General features: G+C 41.1%; 23 protein-coding genes. 9 read left to right on the forward strand and 14 right to left on the reverse strand.

Annotated features, from left to right (window positions below):
• Nucleotides 1-326 precede the first annotated feature (326 nt).
• The 8 genes from AC0L4E_RS02590 to AC0L4E_RS02625 all read left to right on the forward strand — a co-directional run bounded on the left by AC0L4E_RS02590 (nt 327) and on the right by AC0L4E_RS02625 (nt 10,262).
• A complete protein-coding gene (locus AC0L4E_RS02590; RefSeq protein WP_473677873.1) occupies nt 327-1,688 on the forward strand; it encodes a Na(+)-translocating NADH-quinone reductase subunit A in 1,362 nt (453 codons plus the stop codon).
• Nucleotides 1,688-2,905 carry an NADH:ubiquinone reductase (Na(+)-transporting) subunit B gene (locus AC0L4E_RS02595; RefSeq protein ID WP_473677874.1) on the forward strand — a complete coding sequence of 406 codons (1,218 nt, stop codon included), beginning with the start codon at nt 1,688-1,690 and terminating at the stop codon, nt 2,903-2,905. Before AC0L4E_RS02590 ends, AC0L4E_RS02595 begins: the two co-directional genes overlap by 1 nt.
• Entirely contained in the window at nt 2,895-3,665 is a 771-nt protein-coding gene (locus AC0L4E_RS02600) for a Na(+)-translocating NADH-quinone reductase subunit C (RefSeq protein WP_473677875.1), read from the forward strand. The genes AC0L4E_RS02595 and AC0L4E_RS02600 overlap by 11 nt, the downstream gene beginning before the upstream one ends.
• Nucleotides 3,665-4,285: an NADH:ubiquinone reductase (Na(+)-transporting) subunit D gene (locus AC0L4E_RS02605; protein WP_473677876.1), complete on the forward strand. Its 621-nt coding sequence runs from the start codon at nt 3,665-3,667 to the stop codon at nt 4,283-4,285. The genes AC0L4E_RS02600 and AC0L4E_RS02605 overlap by 1 nt, the downstream gene beginning before the upstream one ends.
• Nucleotides 4,286-4,290: 5 nt before the next feature.
• The gene (nqrE, locus tag AC0L4E_RS02610; RefSeq protein WP_055025195.1) at nt 4,291-4,899 is read left to right on the forward strand and encodes an NADH:ubiquinone reductase (Na(+)-transporting) subunit E; all 609 of its coding nucleotides are present in this window, start codon (nt 4,291-4,293) and stop codon (nt 4,897-4,899) included.
• Nucleotides 4,900-4,975: 76 nt separating this feature from the next.
• Nucleotides 4,976-6,193: an NADH:ubiquinone reductase (Na(+)-transporting) subunit F gene (gene nqrF, locus AC0L4E_RS02615; protein ID WP_473677877.1), complete on the forward strand. Its 1,218-nt coding sequence runs from the start codon at nt 4,976-4,978 to the stop codon at nt 6,191-6,193.
• A gap of 439 nt (nt 6,194-6,632) precedes the next feature.
• Nucleotides 6,633-7,838: an amino acid permease gene (locus AC0L4E_RS02620; protein WP_285164291.1), complete on the forward strand. Its 1,206-nt coding sequence runs from the start codon at nt 6,633-6,635 to the stop codon at nt 7,836-7,838.
• 267 nt (nt 7,839-8,105) lie between these two features.
• The gene (locus AC0L4E_RS02625; RefSeq protein WP_473677878.1) at nt 8,106-10,262 is read left to right on the forward strand and encodes a S46 family peptidase; all 2,157 of its coding nucleotides are present in this window, start codon (nt 8,106-8,108) and stop codon (nt 10,260-10,262) included.
• Nucleotides 10,263-10,286: 24 nt separating this feature from the next.
• On the opposite strand, the gene AC0L4E_RS02630 is transcribed toward AC0L4E_RS02625, so the two are convergent.
• The 6 genes from AC0L4E_RS02630 to AC0L4E_RS02655 all read right to left on the reverse strand — a co-directional run bounded on the left by AC0L4E_RS02630 (nt 10,287) and on the right by AC0L4E_RS02655 (nt 16,510).
• Entirely contained in the window at nt 10,287-10,988 is a 702-nt protein-coding gene (locus AC0L4E_RS02630) for an RNA pseudouridine synthase (protein ID WP_473681476.1), read from the reverse strand.
• 14 nt (nt 10,989-11,002) lie between these two features.
• Nucleotides 11,003-11,707 carry a DUF998 domain-containing protein gene (locus tag AC0L4E_RS02635; protein WP_473677879.1) on the reverse strand — a complete coding sequence of 235 codons (705 nt, stop codon included), beginning with the start codon at nt 11,705-11,707 and terminating at the stop codon, nt 11,003-11,005.
• A gap of 160 nt (nt 11,708-11,867) precedes the next feature.
• Nucleotides 11,868-13,226: a Na+/H+ antiporter NhaC family protein gene (locus tag AC0L4E_RS02640; protein ID WP_473681478.1), complete on the reverse strand. Its 1,359-nt coding sequence runs from the start codon at nt 13,224-13,226 to the stop codon at nt 11,868-11,870.
• Nucleotides 13,227-13,721: 495 nt separating this feature from the next.
• Nucleotides 13,722-14,285 (reverse strand): TIGR04211 family SH3 domain-containing protein, encoded by a 564-nt coding sequence (locus AC0L4E_RS02645; RefSeq protein WP_473677880.1) that lies wholly within the window; start codon nt 14,283-14,285, stop codon nt 13,722-13,724.
• 248 nt (nt 14,286-14,533) lie between these two features.
• Nucleotides 14,534-15,802, reverse strand: a complete 1,269-nt coding sequence (locus AC0L4E_RS02650; RefSeq protein WP_473677881.1) for an inorganic phosphate transporter — start codon at nt 15,800-15,802, stop codon at nt 14,534-14,536.
• A gap of 24 nt (nt 15,803-15,826) precedes the next feature.
• Entirely contained in the window at nt 15,827-16,510 is a 684-nt protein-coding gene (locus AC0L4E_RS02655; protein ID WP_473677882.1) for a TIGR00153 family protein, read from the reverse strand.
• Between the two features lie 224 nt (nt 16,511-16,734).
• Between AC0L4E_RS02655 and AC0L4E_RS02660 the strand changes: the two genes are divergently transcribed.
• Nucleotides 16,735-18,216, forward strand: a complete 1,482-nt coding sequence (locus AC0L4E_RS02660; protein ID WP_473677883.1) for a CYTH domain-containing protein — start codon at nt 16,735-16,737, stop codon at nt 18,214-18,216.
• A gap of 87 nt (nt 18,217-18,303) precedes the next feature.
• Here AC0L4E_RS02660 and AC0L4E_RS02665 read toward each other — a convergent pair whose 3' ends face one another.
• The 8 genes from AC0L4E_RS02665 to AC0L4E_RS02700 all read right to left on the reverse strand — a co-directional run bounded on the left by AC0L4E_RS02665 (nt 18,304) and on the right by AC0L4E_RS02700 (nt 25,178).
• Nucleotides 18,304-19,113, reverse strand: coding sequence for an ion transporter (locus AC0L4E_RS02665; RefSeq protein WP_473677884.1), 810 nt, complete (start codon nt 19,111-19,113; stop codon nt 18,304-18,306).
• 222 nt (nt 19,114-19,335) lie between these two features.
• Nucleotides 19,336-19,659 carry a hypothetical protein gene (locus tag AC0L4E_RS02670; RefSeq protein ID WP_220753441.1) on the reverse strand — a complete coding sequence of 108 codons (324 nt, stop codon included), beginning with the start codon at nt 19,657-19,659 and terminating at the stop codon, nt 19,336-19,338.
• Nucleotides 19,660-19,688: 29 nt separating this feature from the next.
• Nucleotides 19,689-20,345 (reverse strand): hypothetical protein, encoded by a 657-nt coding sequence (locus tag AC0L4E_RS02675; RefSeq protein WP_220753442.1) that lies wholly within the window; start codon nt 20,343-20,345, stop codon nt 19,689-19,691.
• Between the two features lie 7 nt (nt 20,346-20,352).
• On the reverse strand, nt 20,353-21,042 hold the full coding sequence (locus AC0L4E_RS02680; protein ID WP_473677885.1) for a PspA/IM30 family protein: 690 nt from the start codon (nt 21,040-21,042) through the stop codon (nt 20,353-20,355).
• 11 nt (nt 21,043-21,053) lie between these two features.
• Entirely contained in the window at nt 21,054-21,467 is a 414-nt protein-coding gene (locus AC0L4E_RS02685; protein ID WP_473677886.1) for a YjfI family protein, read from the reverse strand.
• 80 nt (nt 21,468-21,547) lie between these two features.
• Nucleotides 21,548-23,296 (reverse strand): polyamine aminopropyltransferase, encoded by a 1,749-nt coding sequence (locus AC0L4E_RS02690; RefSeq protein ID WP_473677887.1) that lies wholly within the window; start codon nt 23,294-23,296, stop codon nt 21,548-21,550.
• A gap of 4 nt (nt 23,297-23,300) precedes the next feature.
• Nucleotides 23,301-24,200 carry a DUF350 domain-containing protein gene (locus AC0L4E_RS02695; protein ID WP_473677888.1) on the reverse strand — a complete coding sequence of 300 codons (900 nt, stop codon included), beginning with the start codon at nt 24,198-24,200 and terminating at the stop codon, nt 23,301-23,303.
• A 9-nt stretch (nt 24,201-24,209) separates the two neighbouring features.
• Nucleotides 24,210-25,178, reverse strand: coding sequence for a hypothetical protein (locus tag AC0L4E_RS02700; protein ID WP_473677889.1), 969 nt, complete (start codon nt 25,176-25,178; stop codon nt 24,210-24,212).
• Nucleotides 25,179-25,241 lie beyond the last annotated feature (63 nt).

The following is a 25,241-nucleotide window of genomic DNA, read 5'->3' on the forward strand; positions in this document are numbered from 1 at the left end:
GTAAACCGAACCTCTTCTGTAACAACCTCATTTATTTTTCATGTAATTGTCATTCATATATTATTGAGTTTACTGTGATCTCAGTCTATGTTGTTTGATAGTGTCTTATGCTACGTGAGCGACTTTCGTTGAATTCTTTCTCTTTTTTGGTGTTTTAAACTTCCGAAATTGAAATTAAATATCGGATCAAGATCAACTTTTCAAGCGTGAAGCTATTTTATCTGTACATTTATTTCACATTTTTTTTAAAAGGTGTGACTTTAATAGCGGATTTAGCTCACAAAATTATTTATTATGTGGTATCTGAATTTTAAAGGTTACAAGTAATGGCTGGATCCTCAAATCAGGTTATAACAATTAAACGAGGCCTCGATGTGCCTATTGCGGGTCAACCGCAACAAATCATTGAATCGAAAAAACAAACGACGCGTGTCGCTATCCTTGGTGAAGAATATGTCGGCCTTAAACCGACAATGCTTGTTGAGGAAGGGGACATGGTTAAAAAAGGCCAAGCCCTTTTTGAAGATAAAAAAACACCTGGAGTCATATTCACAGCTCCCGCTAGTGGTGAAGTCATCGCAATAAACCGCGGCGAAAAGCGTGTATTATTATCGGTGGTGATTCGCTGTGAAGGTGATGAGTCTGTCAGCTTTGAATCAACAGATAATGTGTTGTCTTTATCTCGAGAAGCTGTAAAAGCTAACTTAGTAAAAAGTGGCTTATGGACTGCACTTCGAACTCGTCCTTTTTCTCGTATTCCTGCGATTGAAACTGAACCTACTGCAATTTTCGTTACAGCGATGGATACCAACCCTTTAGCTGCAGACCCTCGGATTATCATTGCTGAACATCAACAAGCATTTAATGTCGGTATGCAGGCGTTAACTCGCTTAACCGACGGCAAAGTGATGTTATGTCATGACGAAGGTGAAGCTTTACCTGGAAATGACATTGAGCAAGTTGAATCTCATCAGTTTGGTGGTGTTCACCCTGCAGGCCTTGTAGGTACTCATATACATTTATTACACCCAGTTAATATTGAAAATGTGGTTTGGCATATTGGCTACCAAGATGTGATTGCTTTTGGCAAGCTATTCCAAACTGGTGAGCTGTTTAATGAAAGGGTCGTTGCTTTAGCTGGCCCGAACGTATTAAAGCCGCGATTACTTCGTACTCAACTTGGTAGTGATTTAAGTGAATTGGTTGATAACGAAATTAAAGACGTCCACTCACGAGTGGTGTCAGGTTCTGTGCTTTCAGGGCATACCGCAATCGGTGTTTATAACTACCTTGGCCGTTATCACTCTCAAGTGTGTGTATTAACTGAAAATGCTCGTCATGAGCTTTTACCTTGGGTTAAACGCAACAAAGAAAAGTTCTCTTTAACTGGCATCATGATGTCGGGCTTTAGTCGCACTAAAAAATTATTTGATTTCACCACGCATGCTGGTGGCTCCCCGCGCGCCATGATGGCATTTGGCCAATTGGCTCGCGTAATGCCGTTAGATATTTTGCCTACTTTATTGGTAAGAGATTTAGTGGTGAGAGATACCGATGAAGCGCAATTACTTGGTGCATTAGAGTTAGATGAAGAAGATTTAGCTTTATGTACTTTTGTTTGCCCTGGTAAATATGACTTTGGTAAAGAGTTACGTGCTTGCCTAGATATCATCGAGAGGGAAGGTTAATGAGTCAGCAACAGAACAAACCGGGTAAGCAAGAGCGTTATTACGCTCATGGTCACTCGATGAAAAGCTATTTGCGCTCTTTATGGATCGCTCGTGGCCGCAGCACTAAAGGTAAAGTGCATGTTCGTGACGCGATTGATGTAAAACGCACCATGCACATTGTGGGTATGTGTTTATTACCCGTATTGTTTTTCGGAATGTATAACCTAGGTTTACAAGCACAAGTGGCTATTGCCTCAGGTGCTACCCAGCCAGAAAGCTGGCAATTAGTTATATTCGCAGCATTGTTTGGTCAACTGACAGAGCAATCAGGTTTGATAAGTTTGTTTGCTTACGGCGCAAGTTATTATGTGCCGATTTATCTGGCCACATTAGTCGTGTGTTTATTTTGGGAAGTTGTTTTTGCCAAAATGCGCAAGCAAGAGTTGCACGAAGGCTTTTTCATTACCGCTTTATTATTCTCGATAATTGTTCCTGTATCGACGCCGCTTTGGATTATCGCCGTCGGTGTGAGTTTCGGGGTGATTGTTGCCAAAGAAATGTTTGGCGGCATGGGATATAACTTCCTAAATCCTGCGCTTGCAGGTTACGCCTTTATTTACTTTGCTTATCCAACAGAAGTGGCTGCAATTAGCCAGTTTGTTGCTGTTGATGGCTTCGCTGGTGCAACAACGCTAACAGAAGCTGCTGCAAGTCGCGCTAATCTATATGCCGATGTGAGCTGGTTAGGCGCGTTGTCAGATCCTAAGTGGATGGATGCATTTTTAGGTTTCACTCCGGGTTCGATTGGTGAAACCAGCACTTTAGCAATTTTAATTGGCGGCGGCGTGTTGTTGTTAACTCGAGTTGCTGATTGGCGAGTCGTTGCTGGCGTATTATTAGGCATGATAGCCACTGCTATTTTGTTCAATCTATTTGGCCCTGCAAAGAACTCAATCGCAGCTATGCCGTGGACTTGGCATCTAGTTACTGGTGGTTTTGCCTTGGGTATGATGTTTATGGCAACAGATCCTGTAACCGCCTCATATACTCGTAATGCTAAATATGCTTATGGCGCTTTGATTGGCTTTATGACGGTATTAATTCGAGTACTCAACGTGAAGTTACCTGAGGGCATAATGTTGGCAATTCTATTTGCTAATTTATGGGCTCCGCTATTCGATTATCTGGTGGCTCGCGCCAACATTAAACGGAGACTAAAACGTCATGGCCTTTAAGAAAGATACTGTCGCAGGCACGATGATCTTTATCATCAGCCTGAGTTTAGTTTGTTCGTTTATGATCACGGGTACCGTTGAAATTCTTAAAGAACGTAAACTGGTTAAAAAACGTGATGAAGTGCAGCAATTTGTATTACGTGCAGCCAATGTTGATATCAGCGCGGGCGATTTTCGTGAATTGTTTAGCGAACGCGTTACGCCAAAATTAGTGAATCTAGAGTCTGGAGAGTTTGTTGCGCAAGAGAACTTACTGGATTTAGATGAGCGTATGGCGGCAATTAATCCTGAAACCTCATCTAAACCTAAAAAAGATACCGCTAAGATTAAAACTCGCGCTGACAATATCCGTATTTTTGAAGTGCGAAATGAAAGCGGTGAACTCTCTAGCTTAGTGATGCCGATTTACGGCAAAGGTTTATGGTCAATGATTTATGGTTATTTAGCTGTAAAACCTGACTTAAACACAGTAGAAAACATTATTTTTTACGAACATGGTGAAACGCCAGGCATTGCCGATTTTGTCACTGATTCAGAATGGACTGACTTATGGAAAGGTAAGCAACTATTCGATGAGAGCGGCAAAATGTCGATTAAAGTTGTTAAGGGTGGAGCTAAAGAAGGCGACATTCATGGCGTTGATGGCGTAAGTGGTGCAACCAGAACCGGTGTTGGTATTCAACGTGCTGTTGAGTTTTGGTTTGGCGTTGAAGGCTATCAAACTTTCCTCAAGCAGTTTGCTACGACGGAGGCTAAATAATGAGTAGTTCAATATCTACAAAGCAGATTTTAACCTCGCCAATATTTGCTAACAATCCAGTCGCGATGCAAGTGCTTGGGGTCTGTTCAGCGCTGGCTGTCAGTAACTCAATGCAAACGGCATTGGTGATGACACTGGCGGTAACCTTTGTATTGGTGATGTCGAACTTAATCATTTCGACCATTCGTAACTTCATCCCTAATAGTGTACGTATTATTGCCCAAATGACCGTAATTGCTTCTTTGGTAATTATTGTTGATATGGTGCTGCAAGATGTTGCTTATGAGCTTTCAAAGCAGTTATCGGTGTTCGTGAGTTTGATTATCACTAACTGTATCATCATGGGTCGTGCAGAAGCTTTCGCGATGAAATACCCACCGCATTTGGCATTAGTCGATGCGTTAGGTAATGCCATGGGTTATGGCGTGATACTACTTGGGGTCGCGTTTGTACGTGAGCTTCTTGGACGCGGAACATTATTTGGTCATGAGATATTTACCACAATTGAAAACGGTGGTTGGTATCTCGCAAATGAAATGTTTACCTTGCCACCAAGTGCATTCTTTTTGATCGGCGTGATGATTTGGGCGATCAATGTTGTGCAGCGTAAGAGAGGATAATGGCGATGGAACATTATATTAATTTATTTATTCAAGCCGCGTTTATCGACAACATGGCGCTGTCATTTTTCTTAGGTATGTGTACGTTCCTTGCGGTATCTAAAAAGGTATCAACGTCTTTTGGCTTAGGTATTGCTGTTATCGTTGTGATGATGCTCGCTGTGCCTTTGAACCAAGTTATCTACGTAAATGTACTCGCGCCTGGAGCACTTGCTTGGGCTGGTTTTCCTGAGTTAAATCTAAGCTATTTGCAGCTTATTACCTTTATTGGGGTGATTGCAGCCTTGGTACAAATTTTGGAAATGTTCCTTGAACGTTATATTCCAACCTTGTATCAATCCCTAGGTATTTTCTTACCACTGCTAACCGTTAACTGTGCGATTTTTGCAGGAGTTATCTTTATGGCAAACCGTGATTACAACTTGGTTGAGTCTATGGTGTTTGCAGGTGGTAGCGCTGTGGGCTGGGCAATGGCGATTATCTTGTTAGCTGGTCTTCGTGAGCGAATGAAGTTTCATGCTATACCGCTAGGGTTACAAGGTATCGGTATCACCTTTATTACCACAGGTTTAATGGCGCTGGGTTTCATGTCTTTCGCAGGAATTACCTTATAGTGTGGTGCTTAGAAATGACAATGCAATCGAATATGAATTCTCTGAGTGATGACAAATTGTTGAGAAGGTACATTTAATGGAAATGGCAATTGGCATAGGCATGTTTACCATAGTGGTAAGTTTGCTAGTGATCGTAATTTTATTCGCCAAAAGTAAATTGGTGAATACTGGTGATGTCACTATTGGGATCAATGGTGAAGCCGACAAAAGTGTGCGCACTCCCGCGGGAGATAAACTGCTGGGAGCTTTGGCGGGTAAAAATATCTTTATTCCATCTGCATGTGGCGGTGGTGGTACTTGTGGACAGTGCCGCGTAACCGTTAAATCAGGTGGTGGCGATATTTTAGCGACAGAGCTTGACCATATCACCAAGAAAGAAGCGAAAGAAGGCTGTCGTTTAGCCTGTCAGGTAGCAGTACGTACTGATATGGAATTAGAAGTCGACGAAGAAATCTTTGGTGTTAAAAAGTGGCAGTGTGAGGTTATTTCCAATAATAACCAAGCGACATTCATTAAAGAGTTATTGCTTAAAGTGCCAGAGGGCGAAGAGGTTCATTTCAAAGCGGGTGGCTATATTCAGATTGAAGCACCAGCCCATGAAGTGAAATATGCCGACTTTGATATTCCTGAGCAGTACCGTGATGACTGGGAGCGCTTTGAGTTATTTAACTTAGTGTCTACGGTTGATGAAGATGTGTTACGTGCTTATTCAATGGCAAATTACCCTGATGAGCAAGGGCGAATTATGCTGAATGTACGTATTGCAACACCGCCGAATAATGATTTACCACCAGGTCAAATGTCATCATACATCTTTAACCTTAAAGCAGGTGATAAAGTCATTATCTCAGGCCCATTCGGTGAATTCTTTGTAAAAGAGACTGATGCTGAAATGGTATTTGTTGGTGGTGGTGCAGGTATGGCACCAATGCGTTCGCATATCTTTGATCAATTAAAGAGTAAGCAAACCAAACGCAAAATGACATTTTGGTATGGTGCGCGTTCAGCGAGAGAGATTTTCTATCAAGAAGATTTCGATATGTTAGCGGCTGAAAATGATAATTTTGAGTGGCACGTAGCGCTGTCAGATCCTTTACCAGAGGATAATTGGCAGGGATATACAGGCTTTATTCATACCGTGTTACTTGAGAACTATCTCAAAGACCATAAAGCACCAGAAGATTGCGAGTTCTACATGTGTGGCCCTCCAATCATGAACTCTTCAGTTATCAGCATGCTAGAAAGCTTAGGTGTTGAAGAAGAAAATATTCTACTCGATGATTTCGGTGATTAGTTTTAGAAACTCACTACGAAGTTAGCAGAAACATCGATAGTTATTTAAAAAGCTGAAACCATGGTTTCAGCTTTTTTATGCTTGTTTAAAGGTAATAACCTGTTAGCCTACAGCAGTTGTCTAAGGTTAAGTCTCAATGAGATATTAGGCTAAAATATCTTCTACACCCCACATCTCGTTTCTTGTCATCTTCATTCATTTCTACGGTAATAATTAATGTAGTGTTGTAATGCTACGCCATTGCAAAATTGTTGCGTTAAAGTTTTTAATGGTTTGTTGCGTAATTGTTTATTAACGCGCTTGTAAGCCTTTATCTGTCTATACCTATTGCTTGTTACAAGAAGCATCTGATAATGTCGAATTCGTAGTATGGATCATCAATAAGACTTCAGCTGCGCACTATAACGACCAATAAATAAAATTAAATGGGACTCATGTTTTGAATTTAAAAATGCTTGGCTCAATAGCCATTGTGGCTGGAACTGCGATTGGTGGGGGCATGTTAGCTTTACCCCTTGCTACAGCAGCATTAGGTATTATGCCGGCAATTTTATTGCTGGTAGTGATTTGGGGATTATCAGCGTATACCTCATTACTGATGCTAGAAATTAATTTACGTGCAGGTGTCGGTGACAACGTACACGGCATTACCGGTAAAACTCTAGGTAAAGTTGGCCAGTTAATTCAGGGGGCTTCTTTTCTAAGCTTGTTATTTGCTCTCACCATGGTGTATCTAATGGGCGGTTCTTCATTACTTGAATCCCGTTTAGAGCCTTTACTTGGTGTTGACTTAAACAATCAAGTGTCAGTGCTATTATTTACTCTGGTTTTTGGTGGTGTAATTGCTGTTGGCGTAAAATGGATTGATAAAATTTCCCGAGTTTTATTTACTTCGATGATCGTCTTGTTGGTGTTAGTGGTGGCTTTCTTATTACCTGAAGTGAACATTGTTGCTTCATTGACTAACTTTTCTGCCAACGTTGCTGAAGGTGACAAGCTTGACCAGTTATGGCTTGCCGCTATCCCTGTTGTGTTTACATCGTTTGGTTTTCATGTGTGTATTGCAACTATCGTGCGCTACCTTGATGGCGATGCGATGTCACTGCGAAAAATCTTATTAATTGGTTCTACAATTCCGCTATTTTGCTACATCTTGTGGATACTTGTGACGCTAGGAACATTGGGCGGTGAGACTGTTCATGGATTTGCTGGTTCATTACCTGAGTTAGTAACGGCGTTGCAAGGTGTTGCTCAGTCGGCCATTGTCAGCCAGTTTATTGATTTATTTGCCAACCTTGCCTTAGTGACGTCATTTTTGGGTGTGACCATGAGTTTATTCGACTATGTTGCAGAACTTACGCGTGCAAAAGATGACACCGCAGGTCGTGCTAAAACATGGTTAATTACCTTTGTACCACCATTACTTTGTGCGCTTTACTATCCTGATGGGTTCTTCCAGGTACTTGGTTTTGCTGCAATTCCATTAGTTGTAATGATTATATTCTTACCGATAGCGATGGCACTTAAGCAACGTAAAGCACAAATGGAAGGCTACCAAGTTAGCGGCGGTAATCTCGCTTTAGGTATTACAGGTTTACTGGGTGTATTAATTGTTCTGGCTCAGTTGATGGTCGCTTTAGGCTAAACTGACACAAAAAATGAACAGTTTAGGTTAGATGATAGCAATAAGAATGTAACGGAGTTTTACAACCGCTATTTTTAATTTGTTCCTATATGATAAAGTCAGGCTATATGCCTGACTTTTTTGTGGGTCAAACATACTGAGTGTTTAACCTGACTTAGACCTAAATGATGATTTTACAGTCATTTTCTCTGCAATAGGCTTTAAGTAATCGGCGTAAAAGAATAATAAGTCACAATGTGTACTAACTTAAAAAATGGAATTATTACAATGAAAACATGGTTATTAAGCGCTGCAATATTGGCATCATTTGCCTCTCAAGCAGATGAAGGAATGTGGCAGCCTTATCAGTTACCTGCAATGGCTGATGAATTAAAATCGAAAGGGTTGGAAATTGACGTTAACTCAATTTCTAAATTGACTGAATATCCTATGAATGCAGTGATCAGTCTTGGTGGCTGTACGGCATCATTTGTTTCACCTAAGGGCTTAGTGGTTACTAACCATCACTGTGCTTATGGCTCAATCCAGTACAACTCAACGCCAGAGAAAAACTTATTAAAAGACGGTTTTTTAGCAAAAACCTATGCTGATGAATTACCGGCAACGCCAGGTTCTCGCATCTTTGTGACTGAAGAAGTTACCGATGTGACTGAGCAAGTAAAATCTGGCGAAATGAATAAAGTGGGTAACGACTTTTATAAAGGGATTGAGCAAAAAGAGAAAGCCCTTGTTGCTGAGTGTGAAGCCGAAGACGGTTACCGCTGTAAGGTATACAGCTTTCACGGCGGACTTGAATATTACTTAGTTAAACAAATGGAAATTCGTGATGTACGCTTAACTTATAACCCAGCGGGTAGTGTGGGTAAATATGGTGGCGATATCGATAACTGGATGTGGCCACGTCATACCGGTGACTTCTCTTTTTACCGAGCTTATGTTGGTAAAGACGGTAAACCTGCTGATTTCAGCAAAGACAATGTACCTTACGAGCCAAAAAGCTTTTTAAAAGTATCGGCTAAAGGTGTGAGTGATGGCGATTTTGTTATGGTTGCCGGCTACCCTGGTCGCACAAACCGTTACCGCACAGCAAACGAAGTAGAAAACCAGTTTGAATGGGCATATCCAGAAGGTAAGATTTTACGCGAGCGATTGATCGAAATCATTAAAGAAACCGCACCAGAAGGCAGTGACGAGCGAATTAAATATGAAAGCTCTATCGCAGGTTTAGCTAACTACGCCAAAAACTTTACCTCTATGATTGAGTTTTACGGTAAGTCACCGATGCTTGAAGAACGTAAAGGTCTTGAGCAAAAACTGGCTAAATGGATACAAGCCGATAAAAAGCGTCAATCGCAATATGGCGAAACACTGGCTGAATTAGATAAGTTGATTGCCAAGAGTCAACAAGATCAAGAGCGCGATTTACTGTTAAGTTACATGGGCTATAGCACCATGATGAGCACAGCGAGCCGTTTATATCGACTTGCTAACGAAAAAGCGTTACCAGATATGGAACGCGAGCCGGGTTATCAAGAACGTGATATGACTAACTTTACTTCTGGTATGGAGCGTATTGAACGTCGTTATGCTGCTAGTGTTGATAAAGCCATGCTTGCGGATTTAATCAAACGTTATGCCGCGTTGCCAACTGAGCAGCGTTTACCAGCATTTGATAAAGCATTCGCTATTGGTAAAAAGTTTGATGAAGCTAAGTTCACCAAGAATCTCGATAAAATGTACGCTAAAACGACATTATCGGACAAAGAAGCCCGCTTAGCGTGGATGGACAAATCTGTCGCAGAGTTTAAAAAATCGAAGGATCCATTCATTCAGTATGCCGTCAGTACTTATGATGAAAGAATGAAGCGTGAGCTCGACAAGAAGCAACTTGCTGGTGACTTGATGAAAGTACGTCCTCAATACATGGACGCTATTATCGCTTATAACCGCGAACTAGATAAGCCTGTATATGCCGATGCAAACTCTAGCTTACGAGTGACTGTGGGTAATGTGAAAGGCTACAGCCCACAAGATGGTTTAGTGGCTGTACCATTCACACGCTTAGAAGGTATTGTTGCAAAAGATACTGGCGCTGACCCATTTGATGCACCAGCTAAACAACTTGAGTTGATTAACCAGAAACAATACGGCGATTACTATGTGAAGTCGCTTGATTCTGTTCCGGTTAACTTTTTATCTACCCTTGATACAACCGGTGGTAACTCTGGTTCACCGACCTTAAATGGCCGCGCTGAACTTGTCGGTCTGCTATTTGATGGTGTTTACGAAAGTATTATTGGTGATTGGGGTTACGATCCTGAAACTAACCGTTCTATTCAAGTAGACAGCCGTTATATGTTGTGGGTAATGAAGTATTTAGATAATGCTGACAACTTGCTTGAAGAGATGGAAATCGTTAAGTAATTTTAAAATTCAAGAAAGCGGCACCTAGAGTTTAAGTAAGTGCCTTAAAATTGAAATCTCTGCGGCCTCTAGGGGCCGCATTTTTGTTTCTGCTAGAGCTGATAACTCGCAATTCATCATACTCAGACGGACTAAATCAACTACGTTAAATCCCAGTGCTTTAGCCATTCTGCGGATCTGTCTGTTTAACCCTTGAGTTAGAGTTATTTCAAATTGATTGTCACTTATTGCGACGACTTTACAAGGCTTAGTGGTGACGTCACGGTAACTTACTCCTTGACTCATTTGGGTAATGAAATCCCCAGTGAAGTTGCGATCAACAGTCACTAGGTAGACTTTTTCATGGCCAAAATCTGGGTGCATTAATCTATGTGTTAACTCACCATCATTAGTGAGCAGTAACAGCCCACGAGAATCCTTGTCTAATCTTCCTGCGGGGTAAAGTCTTGGTGCTGGAGGCAATAGGTGAATGAGACTTGAAGGAAGGTCAGGCAATAAGCGGCAATCAATACCAACAGGTTTGTGATACAGCCAATACTGCTTACTCTCAATTGGCGCAATTGGCGCCCCATCCAATAAAATATTAGGGTTAACCGCGGACTCGCTAACCCTGTCTAATGCTGTGGCGAGTTGGCCGTTAAAGCTGACTCGACCAGCGGCAATGAGGCGCTGTGCTTGGCGTCTTGAACTGACACCACAATGGGCGAGGTACTGCTCTAAACGCATTTTGACAGGCAAGGCTAATGGCTCGCAAATGTTAGAGTCGAAAGCTGATTTTGTTGGGATTTTATCATCTTTTTCATATTTAACCCCAGTACCACACACCATAGGATATTGGCTTGGGTTAGCACCCACATGACTAATGATACCCAGCAGATATCATTGAGTTTGTGAGTACAGGGATCAAAATCTAATATTGACCAGTTAAGTAAGTACATTAATGCGACTGAAAAAATTAACCCAACAATGTTAAAGCCAAATAAAGATGTGCTAAGAGAGCTATTTTTTCTGAAGTAATCAATAAAACAAAAACTGTGGAGCATGAAGGTACAAATGAGATAACCCGTAGAAAAGAAGCGATGTTGTTCGAGGAAGTTAATTGGGAAAATACCGATTAATACGATCAATACCCCTAAAGTAGCCCCCGTGATAGTAATGGTTCGACTATAAAAATCTTCAAAAACGAAATAACGCGCAAGCATTGATAGCATTAAACAAGCTCCGCCAATGACAAGGCCCATGTTGTAAACAATGGCCAATGGCGAGGTCAAATAATCACCTAAAGTATCAGCTCGGATGCTGAGAGGGCTGACGCCTAAACGAGAAACTTCAGCAATTAAAGCTGTCCCTATACCTAACCCGCTAATTAGCGCCGTCGCTAAAGACATGAAAATAATCATTAAATGTAAATCGTAATGTTTATTTACTTCAATAGTCTGGGACATGAGCAGGATTTACCAGCTTTTATTAGCCTAATCGTAAAGACAGATTATCATTAAATTACATATTTCATTAACTGAAATACGTAAAAACCTGATATTAACTGCCATATGGCAAATCAATATCAGGTTTAATAATGGGGTAAAATTTGTGCTAGCGCGTTGCTTAGTGACGCTTACGTAGAATAACGATGGCGATAGCAACAACTGCTAATATCATGCAATACCAAGCATTCGATATCGCAGCGATTGGGCTTATTGCAAAAGTTGAAGCAATTAATAAAGCCTGTGCACCATGAGGAATGAGACCTTGAACGATACATGCAAATATATCCAATACACTTGCTGCACGCTTTGGCTCAACACCATGTTTTTGAGCTAAATCTTTAGCAATGTCACCAGCGACAACAATCGATACCGTATTGTTTGCTACACAGGTATTGGTTGCTGCAACAATGCTTGCCATACCTAATTCAGCTGCACGAGTTGAAGTGCCACCTTTGGCTTTAGAGAAACGTTTAATCAGTGATTCAATTTTCTCGCTAACAAACTTCAATCCACCTTGTTGCTGCATTAATGCGGCTAAACCACCAACTAACATAGAAAGAATGAAGATTTCTTGCATGTTAGTGAAACCTGCATAAATATCTTGCCCAAATTGAATCACGCCGTAATCAGCAACAAACAATCCTGTTGCGCCGGCGAGTAAAATACCTACGGTTAGGACTACAAATACGTTTACACCTGCAACGGCTAAAAACAGAATCGTTAAGTAAGGGATGACATTGATGATATCAATTTCTTGCGCTGCCACTTCAGCTTGGCCTTGACCTGCGAAAGCAAATAAAACCAAAGTAATAAGTGATGCTGGTAGGGCGAAGATTAAGTTCTCACGGAACTTATCTTTCATTTCGCACCCTTGGGTACGAGTGGCCGCAATCGTAGTATCAGAAATAATTGATAAGTTATCACCGAATAATGCACCAGACATAACAGCGCCAGCCATTAATGCATAGTCAATCTGTGCCTGATCAGCCACACCTAATGCGATTGGTGCTACAGCAGCGATGGTACCCATTGACGTTCCCATTGCTGTGGCAATAAAGGCTGCAATAACGAAGAAGCCAGGTAGCAACATGCTTGACGGGATCATTGATAGACCCAATGCCACAGTTGCATCAACACCGCCAGTTGCTTTTGCGACCGAAGCAAATGCACCAGCAAGTAAATAAATTAAACACATCGCGATGATGTTGCTGTGTCCGATACCAGCAATAAAAGTATCGATAGATTGATTTAATTTCTGCTTAGATAAAAGCAAGGCCAAAATGATCGCTGGTAAAATAGCAATAACACTTGGTAGCTGATAGAAAGCAAAATCTACCCCTTGGCTTTGGAAGTATACGCCAGCGCCAATAAATAGGGCTAAGAAGGCGAATAGCGGCAATAAAGCGATAAAGGAGGCTGGGCTCGTCGTGGTGGTGTTTTGTGTCGTCAAGGTCGTCTCTCTTATTGTCTTATTGATTTCAATCTTATTAATTTTAGTAAAACGGGTTAAGCGTCTTTTGATGTAATCAACTACTTTAGCAAAATCTTTATTAATAAGTAGTATTATGATGACTTCTTAAGGTCTGGCAAGCATAGGAGATCTGCAAATTAGTGTCAATCTAGACGTCTAGACTTCTTTGCTTCTGGGTTAACTTTTACAAAGTGCACTATATTTTGTTTTGTTAAATTAACATTTGCGATTAAAAAGTGTTGTGTGAGAGGGAATACTGAGCAAGTCTGGCATTAGAGTAAAGTGTTCATAAACCAGTTAGTTTACTATTTGTTCAGTTAGCTGCCGATATCTATGCTGGTGTATTGGTCGATTGGAAATATCTAAGGTGAACAAAGCAGATTTGAAATAGCTTAAAACTTAAGCTTGGGGTTTTGGGTTTTGAGTTAGCTTTGGAATCAGCACATAAACAAAAAAGCCAATGCATTGCATTGGCTTTTAATATTAGAAAATCTATAGAGCTTACATCCAGCGACTTTTCTGCTTGCGCTGAGGTCTTGGTAGGTAAACCAAGATAATACCAATTAATGCCCCTAAACCAGCAATTAGAGCACCTTGTTGCCACATTTTTGATTGGGCATTGTCTTTAATCGATTGCAGCTGTTGATTGGCGGTATCACGTTCATTGGTGACTTTTGCTAACTCAGATTGCAAAGAAGAAATTTGATTATTTGACGATGTCAGCTCACGAGCAACTGATTCTGAACTTTGATCTAATTGCGCTAAGGTTGCTTTGGTCTGCGCGAGTTCAGCTTCAACAATAGGTAAGCGAGTTCGTAAACTAGAACCAGTTTCAATTAAGTCAGATTTTACCCAACCTTCACGATCTTTATGATCACGAATTTTACTGTAATCATTTTGAGTCTCGTTTAATAACGTAATTGTTTGGCCGGCTTCAATGCTGCCTAAAATACGATACTGAGTACCTGGACCACCGTGGATGTAAATAAACACATCGTCAGTAATGTAATGCGTTTGAGCCATTAAACCTTTAGAGAGAAGTAGCAAGGCTACTATTGTAAGCATTCTGAACACGTTATTTTTCCATACCATTAGAACTATCCGTCATGCTATTTATTTAGCGTCTTGATTGCAAGGAAGAACGTCAAAGTCTTATTTAAATAAGCGGGATTACTGATGTAAACGTGATTTTTTAGCTAAAAAAGCGGTAAAAATAAGGTTAGGCAGAATAACTCTTGGCTGTTAATCGACAGATACAAAAAAGCCGGGCATTTTCATGACCGGCTTTTATAGCATTTTAGCAATTAGCTATCTTAGCTAAATACACCTTTAATGGTGAAGAAGAATAAGATAGATAATGCAGCACCTGCTGGGAGAGTAACAACCCAAGAGATGACAATGTTACGGACTACACCGATATTAATCGCTGCGATACCACGTGCCATTCCCACACCTAAAACAGCACCAACAAGTGTTTGTGTTGTTGAGATAGGAAGACCAGTACCAGAAGCAATAACAACGGTAGACGCTGCAGCTAATTCAGCAGCAAAACCACGGCTTGGCGTTAGGTGAGTAATGTTTTTACCAATGGTTTTCATTACACGCTTACCAAAGATAGCTAGACCCATTACGATACCAACAGCACCTAAAGGAAGGATCCACCATGCTAAAGCAGCTTTCGACTCAATTTCACCGCCACTGTTAACAACAGAAACAACTGCTGCTAATGGGCCAATTGCGTTAGCAACGTCATTTGAGCCATGGGCGAACGCCATACAACAAGCTGTTACGACCATTAAGATAGCAAAGACTTTTTCTACGTTGGCATATTCTGCTTGACGGTTAACATTGGTTGGCATGTTTAAACGACCAATTGCTACCTTACCAAAAATCCCTACACCAATAGCAACAGCGAGTGCTAAGCCATAAGCTTCAACGGTTGAGAAGTGAAGACCAACGTGCTTAAGTCCTTTTGTGATAGTCACAAGCGACATGATAAAGCCTGCAAGTCCCATGTAAAAAGGCACATAACGTTTTGCGTTTGCTAACGGGTCATCAGTGTTGAAAATTAACTTTTGAACACTTTGGAATAGCATGAAAGCAATAAACCCGGAAATCGCAGGTGTCACCACCCATGAGCCGATAATGCCAACAACTTTACCCCATTCAACCGCTTCAGTCCCTACACCTACAGCAGCGAAACCTACGATGGCGCCAATGATAGAGTGAGTAGTAGATACTGGCCAGCCTAAAGCTGACGCTGCGATTAACCACAAACCAGCTGCTAATAAAGCGCCGATCATGCCGTATACCAACAATTCAGGTGAATCGACGAAGAAGCTTGCGTCAATAATACCTTTACGAATGGTACTTGTGACTTCGCCACCTGCTAAATAAGCACCGGCAAACTCGAAAATCATAGCAATAATAATTGCTTGTTTGATTGTGATAGCGTTGGAACCTACTGAGGTACCCATAGCATTAGCAACGTCATTTGCGCCAATACCCCATGCCATCAGAAATCCAAATACAGCCGCAATACCAATTAGTATTGGACCATTGGTGACTAATACATCAACCATGTTGTTTCCTTGATAACTTTTTAGTTATGAACTGCGAGCTAACATTAACTCTAGGCGAGAGCCTACACGCTCAGCTAAATCAGCCAAGCCTCCAACCCATTCGATGATCTTGTACATAAACATCACATCGACAGGATTCAAATCTGCTTCCAAGCTTAGTAGTAAACGACGTACTTGGATCTGCAAATCATCAGAATCAGCTTCAATCAGATCTAATTCATTGATCATCTTAGCGACTAATTCGACTTCACGACCACGGAAACCTGTTTCTAGAAGGTCATCGAGTTCGTTAATTGCTTGCTTAGCAAGAGAGACAGCATCTAAACAACGTTTGAGGTAAGCGTTAAACGGTGCTTGAACTGGTTGAGGGAAAACTAATTGGCGACCAATAATTCGGCCTGAGATGTCTTTAGCTTTGTTGGCGATTTTGTCTTGTTGAGTTAATAACTCAAGCAAGTCAGTACGCTCTACAGGCATAAACAACCCACTAGGAAGGGTAAGACGAATTTCACGCTTTAGCGCGTCAGCGTCATTTTCTAATAAGCTAATTTTCTTACGTACATTCACAGCCTCATCCCAGTCACCTGAAGTTGTAGCTTCAAAGAATGGAATTAGTAAAGATGCACATTCGTGTACTTTATCTATATGCTGTTCTAATGGTTTAAGGGGTGATTTTGCAAACACTCCTAAAATAGAGTTTACTGGCATTGCGGTTAACCTATTTAATGATTCCAAAGTTGGAAAAACGGGCGCATGTTACCTCAAGCGTCCGCATATTGAAACTGTGTTTTTAATTTAATCTACAGTTATTATCGCTCAGTATATAGAACTGAGTTGCGCAATCCTAAGGGATTTTTATTACAGAAATGTGACATTATGAACTTATCATGACGCATTTATGAAGATTTAATGACAAGGCGAGTAAGAAGTCAATGGACGCTGAGATAGAACTTAAGCTGTTTATGCAGTCGCAACATCATGATTTATTAATATGTTTGCTCAATGGGATGAGTAAATCAACACGGCAAGAAACCCGTCATTTATCAAATAAATATTTTGATACAGCCACATTACAAATACGTCGTTGGAAAATGGGTTTACGGGTCAGAAATAGTGAAAACTTCACTGAACAAACCATTAAAACAGCAGGCTCGGTGATAGGTGGAATTCACACTCGTCCTGAATACAATATTACTATCGAGCAAAATACTCCTTCACTTGATTTATTTCCTAAAGAAATTTGGCCGAATGAGGCCGATATTGATGCACTACAAGATGACTTGCACTGTGTTTTTGAAACTAATTTTACCCGTCAGGCTTGGCATATTTATATAGAAGGCAGCTTAGTAGAGGTCGCTTTTGATTTAGGTGATGTGATTGCTGATGGTCAGACTGAATCGATTTGTGAAATTGAGTTTGAACTACTTGCAGGGGAAGCTTCAGCCTTATTACACTTGGCCATTGAAGTTGCGCGACTGATCCCTGTTCGCTTAGGTAAGGCGAGTAAAGCGCAGCGAGGCTATCAATTATCGGGTCATCAACATTCAGCCCCGCTAGAAAATATTGAATATATTTGCTTGCCGACAGACAAGAGTTTATTGAAAACCCTTAAGGTTTTACTTGAAACCGGTATCGAGCGCTGGCAAACCATCGAGTCTTTATTGCTGGAAACACAGGATATACCGCACCAAGCTAAACTTTGGATGCAGCTTCGAGCATGTGTCAGGTTATTGAGATTGACCTTGAGTCAGTTTGGTTTGCTTAGTAAACAAGTGCTGCAATATTTCGAATTAATAGAACAGCAAATGCAGTTCATTGAGCCTTTACAGAGTTTGAGTCTCATTTTAGATGAACAGAAAAAGCTACTTGGTAAACGAGTCAATAAAACCGCCATAACTGGATTGGTATTAAAAAGTGTCACTGAGTTAGTTTCGGCTCATAAGCTTGCTCACCTTTGGCAAGTGCCTGAATACGGGCAACTGCAATTATCGTTAGTAGATTTATTATTAAAAACGACTAATGGTGGTCATCAACTGGTCGACTACCCTGAACTGGGTTTGTTTGCCAATCACTTACAACAAGATTCATGGCAAAGAATTGTTGATGCAATGCCTGTCAGTGCCGCGATGGATAGTTTAGATTATCAAAAAGTGGCTCAAGCATTAGATGAGAGTATTTTGGTTGGCTTTGCATATGGTGAACTTTATCAAGAAGAAGATAGAGAAGCGTTTCGTGCGCCTTGGCAAGACTTAGCATTAGGTATTCAAACCTTAGGTTGTTATCAATTATTAGCCAAATTGACCCAAGGTAGTGAGGTGGATATTTCTGGCTGGTTAGAGGATAAAGAGCAAAGTTTATTATTTGCGATGGAACACTCGCGTAAGAGTGCGCTTAATAATCAACCTTATTGGTAATGACAAACTAATTTGGTCATTTAATAGTTAACAACCTAGTTGCTAATAAAAGAAAACCTATCAAGGTGATAGGTTTTTTTATGCCGGCTATTTATCATTGATTTCTTTTCGTAGGCGGGAAATCTCTTCCAGCATCAGTTGTTGATTCTTTTCCATTTGAACTTGATTCTGTTCCATTCGTGTAATGACCTTTTCAAGTTCGAATTTGATTTCTTTTTTATTGTTTTCACTGCGCTCATTATCATCAGGTGCAACAAAAACTGAAGCCATATAACCTGAAATTACACCAAAAAAGCTTACGCCACTCATAATAACAAGTGCGCCAATAACATGGCCGACGGTACTTACAGGGTAGTAATCACCATATCCCACAGTTGAAATCGTCACTAAGGTCCACCAAATAGCTTGTTCGGCGGTTTCAATATTGGCACCTTCTACACCCGCTTCAACTAATAAAATCACAATAGATGCAGTGGTTAGAATAAACACCATGGCAAGAAGCAAACTGGCTAACGTGGTTTGTTTACGTTGTTTAATCAGCGGCATGATCAGGGTACGACTGACTCTGATTAAGCGGATAACTCGCAGAATTTGAAATACACGGGCGATACGCAATGCTTCAATGGCTGGAATGCTGGCGACAAAGTCAATCCAATGGTGCTGAAGATAAAACTTTTTGTTGCTCGCTTTTACCAGACCATAAAAGAATCGTGACATAAAAATTATGCAAATACTGAGGTCGATAAACAGCAATAGTCTTCGAGTTTCAGCATCAACATTGCCAAAGGTCAGGATTAACACCACGATGACTGAAAAAAGAGATAACACCATCATGGCTAAATCAAATGGGCTAGGACCATTTAAGCTTTTAAGTGACCAGCGTTTTTTATCAATCATTTTAAAATCCGTTTTTACAAAATTCTCTGCAATAATGCTATCAATGTAACTCTAGTGACACAATCTCAAGGCATAAAAAAACACGCTTGAAAGCGTGTTTAATGTTCGGTGGATAACAATGTGATACTCATTTAATAGCAATTGTAAGTGATGGTTAACAAACTAGGCATTAGCATAGTAAACATCATCAAGTTATTACGTCAGTAAACAAGCACCAATAAGCTACACATCAACAAATTGGACTAAATCATCTAATACACGCTTTTTTATTTCGAGCTGTGCATCAGATTCAAGTCCATATCGTTTGGCTAAAATGGAGTAATCATCTTGGCTTAGCGACACAGTCAATCTTGGTCGTTTAGGGCGTTTAGTTACTTCTAAACCTAAGATTGAACGAATTTGATCTGAAGGGCTAACACCTGCATCAAGCGCCGCTTTTCGAATTGAGTATTGAAACTTTTCATCGAGATCAAAAGCCACTTGGGTCGCTTTTGCTGCTTGCTGATTTTTAATCCATGTATCTGGTAATTTTTTACCTTTACTCATGACAGGTGTTACTCCTTATTTTGCGAATGTTAACTCGCTGGCCAAAACTCGCGAATATCAGTTACTGGACGATAAAGTGTCAACATCACATCTGTATCGCCACCTTCGTAAACCTCAATATCGACGGCTTGGGATTCTTCATTATTAATTAATGAATAGCTTTCAAAAGCATTTCCACGGTGCTGACTGCTATCATCTTGAGGCGGTTTTTGACCGCGATAATCTTCACGGTGGAAGTAGCCAAAACAGCCAAACTCAACTTGATGATATGCGCTAGCAAGCCAACGCCCGTATTCGCTATCTAATTCATTTGATAATGAAAGCGTAGTGAGTTCTGCATTACCGGGCTCTTCAAAAATTTGACCAAACTGGTCTAAGTCAAATAGCTGTTCTACAACGGCTCGGTTGACCTTGATTGAAAAACTTAAATACGCTTCATCTTCTTGATGATACGAGAGGTAAATAGCAGTTCCACTATGGCCTCTAAGTAACCACTCACATTGCTGAGAACGTTCATACTCATAGGTATGTACTTCTTCAACTTTAAGTTGCTGCCCACGCAGTTGCTCAGGTAAAGCAAAGCTATCATCAAGGGAGATCATATCTCCCTTGAGTAGCTTATTCACATGATCAAGCTGACGTTTAGGGGCTTCTTTCTTGCCGAAAAGGCCACTTAGAAATCCCATAACTTAATTAACCTTTTTTCGCTTTTAGGCGATCTAATACAGCATTGGCACTAGATTTTTGCTCACCGATGCCAGCTTCAGCTAATTTAGCATGTAGAGACTTGTCGCTGTTTTCTTCAGCTAAGGCTTCAGATGCTTGTAGGCGGTCATCAAATGATTGCTGACGTGCCTTAATGCGCTCTAAAGAGTCTTTAGCATTCATCAGCTTCGAATTGCTTGAAGCGAATGAGTCAGTGATAGTTGCTGTGGCTTTTTGAACACTTTCAGTGGTCTTTACCATACTTAGTTGACGCTGATAATCAGTTAACTGACGTTCAGTTTTCTTGACTAAGTCTTTCAAGCGTACCGCGTGAGCAGAGAAGCTCGCGTTAGCGGTTTCTTGGTCAGCAAGTTCTTGATCAAGTTGAGCAATCTTTTCAGCTACTTCAATAGCTAATGCTTCGTTGTCTTTTTCAAGTGCTTGAGTGGCATAACCTTCGTGCTCTGTAATGCTACGCTTTAGGCGATCAACTTCGCGGCTTGCTTGCATTTCTTTCGCCATAACGTCAGTAAGTTCACGTTTAGCTTTGGTTAGATGCTTTTCTGCATCACGGATTTCTTGTTCAAAAATACGGGTAGAGTTTGCATCGACAATGTTTTGGCCGACTTCATTTGCTCCGCCACGAAACGCCGTTAAAATTTTATTTAAAATGCCCATGATATGGCTCCTTACTTCAAAAATTCGACAAGTTCGTCGATAACTTCTAAACAGTTATCAGACAACACTGATAATTCCTGCTCAATCTCTTCCATGCTTGAGGTCACTGATAGTGCGCCGTAAACCACATATTTATCGTCAATCTTTGCAAACGATGACAGTGGCATTGGGATATTCAGTTCAAGCATGGTTTCAAACATTTGGGTGCGAGTCTCTTCTTTCACTTCGCTCTCATCCCATAAGTAACTGATACACAAAATTTGATTGTCAGTTACAGACACGAATACGGGTAGTTCTTCACGACCTGCAACGTTGACTTGTAATACTTCGACTTCGCCGTCCATTGGGAAACAATCAAACTTTAAACCGGTATGACTTTCGTCACCGAGTTCAGTTAAGTGGTTAGCAATCTTATGGATATTCATATTTGTCCTTGTTGACATATTATGTCTTAGGTTTCAAAGATAGCACTTAGACATATTATGTCAAGGCTATTTTTGGTAGATTAAAAAAGATTCATCCCTTGATTCTCTGACCAGGACGCTAAGTGATAATGGTAAAGCTGTAGTGATCCAATTCTATTGATCTCAATGTTATCTTTGTCATCGTAAAAATTGCCTGGGAACTCAAATGAGCCTTGTATCAGACCTGGGGTTAGCCAATCTTCTTCGATTGGTAATGATTGACCATGGGCAAGGCGTGATTTGGCGTCTTGACCTGAGCGGGTGGCTATTGTCCAGCCCCATTCACCGAAGCTCGGCACATTATGATGATATTGCTGCACAGCGAAGCCCGCTGATTCAATAGTTTTACCTACTGAGATAAAAGCTTGTTGCGCATGATAAGGCGAGGTTGACTGCACTGTCATTGCACCATCAGCGCTCAATAGCTCAGCTAACTTTCGATAAAATAAATCAGAGTAGAGTTTATTTAAATCGGGGTGACTCGGATCGGGAAGGTCGACAATAATCACATCAAATTTTTGATTATCTTTAATGAGCTTATCGACACCGTTAAATGCATCGTCATAAACTAGGTTTACTCTAGGATCATTGAGTGCATCGCCATTTAATTCGAGCATGGCGTTACTCACATATGTTGGCATATTGATGTGTGGCTCGCGAAATAAATCAACTAGCTTTTCATCTAAATCCATCAAGGTGACTGACTTTGGTTGCCACTTAAAGACTTGCTTTAAGCCAAGACCATCACCGCCACCAATAATCAATACATTATCTTGTCTCGCGCTTGCCGCCATTGTCGGGTGCACTAAGAAGCTGTGGTAGATATGTTCATCAATACTGGAAAACTGTAAACGACCATTAATATACAATGAGTAAACAGGCGCTTGACCGCTGCCACGTAATCTTTCGGTAAAGGTTAGCTGCTGGAAACGTGTGGCCTCTGAATAAACAACTTTGTCTTTATAAAGCAGATTATTAAAGTTTTGTTCCCAACTTGGGCCGTGCATCGCTAATAGTACCAGTACACCACTGGCAACAAAGTGGCCAATAAGAATTAATTTTGCCCAACGAATTTGTTGCCAAAAACGCCAAATAAAAACAAACCCAGCTAATAAGTTAACGCTAGCAGTTAACGCTGCAGCTAATTGGATATCCAGCGAGAGCATGAACAAAACCCAGATAGCAGCGCCGGCACCCGCGCCAATGTAGTCAGCGCCATAAATAGTACCTGCGTTATGCAGTAAGTGCTCTTCAGACAATGATTGGCGTACGCGAGCAATGAGCGGAATCTCCATACCGATCATCAATCCTAAAATGACCCCCCATACATAAGGTAAGTATTCACTTAGGTTTTGTAAGGTGCCAATAAAGCCACCATCTGGCATATGATCAGGCGGAAGCCCTAATGTGTTGGCAATAATCAACGGAAGTTGTTGGCCGAAGCCAATCACTGCAGCGGTAATTAAAATAGCGAGAGAGCCACAAAAAGCCACGGTCAGTTCAAGTAACGCAAAACCGGTAAACGCACAGCGTATTTTACGAGCGGCAAAAGCGCCTATACCCATAGATACAATCATAATACCGATCATCGTATAAATTGCGGCTTCAAGGGCGCCTAGAATACGACCGGCATAGTGAGATAAAAGGTATTCATAGATAAGACCGCAGCCAGCAAGGAGCGCCATGATGCCCAATAAAAGGGCATCGTCGAACCAAGCTAAGCTGCGTTTAGAAGGGCTGTTTTGCTTGTTGCTGCCCTCCTGGCCATTTTCAAGCAAAGTATTATTCATCAATTTACGCCATTAACGCCGCAAGAATTAGTGCAATAGCAATACTGATAGCAAGTTCAACAGCTGCAACACCAACGTTATGCTGCTTTTCAACTTCTTCAGTTAAATTAATTTGTGCTAATACTAACTTTTTCACGATTGCTAACAGTACCGAAAGTGCAATTAACATGATGATTGAAAAGGTTAACCAGCCGATGATATTAACCATGTAAGCCGTAGGATCAAAAATAATGAAATGACTCGCAGCATTAAAGGTAAATGCCATCGCAATCATATATCCACTATGACGAACAGCAATTGCCACCTGGCCTTGCTCTAAGGCTTTTTGCATAGAATCGCCTTGATTACGTTTAGCATATTGGTGCTCACGGAATCGAGTTAATACCACTAGCATAAGTTGCGAGATTAAAAAGGCTGTGAATATTGCGATAAAGGTATCGATAGTTATATCTTCAGCCCACATTAACACTGAGCGAATGATAATCGCGGTGGCGATAGCTGCAGCGGCATCAACGATGGCAACAGACATATTGCCATTAACGATTTGGCTATTTTTATCAATTTCATTCAGTGCAACTTTATCGTGTAAGAAGCGGCCAAATTTAATCAGCACTAAACCAAATACACCATAGATTGTCATCCCTATTGCTTCCATTACATAGGAGTTAGCCGCTTCCCCAGTAATTGCACCGCTGAGGACAATACCTAACGCTAAAACAGCGCCTGCAGTACTGACACCAAAAGCAAAGTTATCGCGTTCAGCAAGTTCAGCTCGGCTGTTTACTCTTACGCTCCAACCTTGCAAGTAACGCATTAGCGCTAACAAAATGACGGCGATAGTAATATCGATTGCTAAAATGATAGCGAGATCTAGGGTGAGCCCGAAGTCAGTTAAAAATGTCATGATTTTTCCTTATTTGCCTCGGCGTACACCGCGAGTAGTGCGGCTTGATGAATTACGGAAACTGCTGTCTTTAGAATAGGTCGAACGGAACTTACTTGCGCTTGCACTTCTAGTTCCAGTCGTGCTGGCTTTGGGCGTAGAAGTACTTTGTCTTGATAAACCAGTAGAACCTGTACGAGATTTCGCATAGGGACTATTAAACTGTCGACCTTGAGAATTAAAGGCTTTCTTGGTGTTCTCATAGGTACGGTTTTGCGCTGTCGCTTGTTTTGGCGAAGTGTATCGCGAACGGCCCACGTCATTGTAGTAACTGTAACCACGATTATTTGACCAGCGATCGTAACGAACTGGGTTCATCACGTTAGAAAACATCGAGTACATGCCATACCAAGCCCAAAAAGACATGCCACTGGAGTTAGTCTGCCAGTTGCCGTATGACGGGTTACCGACTAACTGACTACCTGCGCCGAAGTCTTCATTGCCATTGGCTAATGCAGCCGCTTCACGACTGATTGAGTTAACTCGGGCTAATTGACCACCCGATAAATCAGCCACGACATTGACTGGATCCGAAAGCATATCGTTATAGAGGCTAGGATCTGCTGCGTGGTATATGTTCTGCGCTTCTTCTAGCTGCTGATCTAAGTCGACAAAATTATCTGCGCTAGATAATTCACTCACGCGTCGTTGTAAAGACTGAAACATAGGCCCTGAAGTGCCAGCATCTTTAGCTAATTCATCTAAAAGCGGTACTAAATCAGGTTTGCTTTGTTTAAGTAAATTAGCGTATTGGTTCAGCAAAGTTGCGTTGCGTAATTCACCAGCGTTGAGCATCGAGTTTAACTGTCCCAAACGTTGCTGAGATAGTTGCTGATACTGAGCAATTTTTTCAGGTCTGTCATCGCCACAGCCTGTTAATGTAAAGCACAATATTATCGTTGAAAATACTGCGAGGACACGGGGAAGCATGCCAGCCATGTTTTCTCCAAATGGTAAGAATTTCATCTATAGATATAATAACAAACCGCATAAATATGTGTT

The sequence above is a fragment of the Shewanella sp. GJ50-10 genome, from assembly GCF_055808815.1.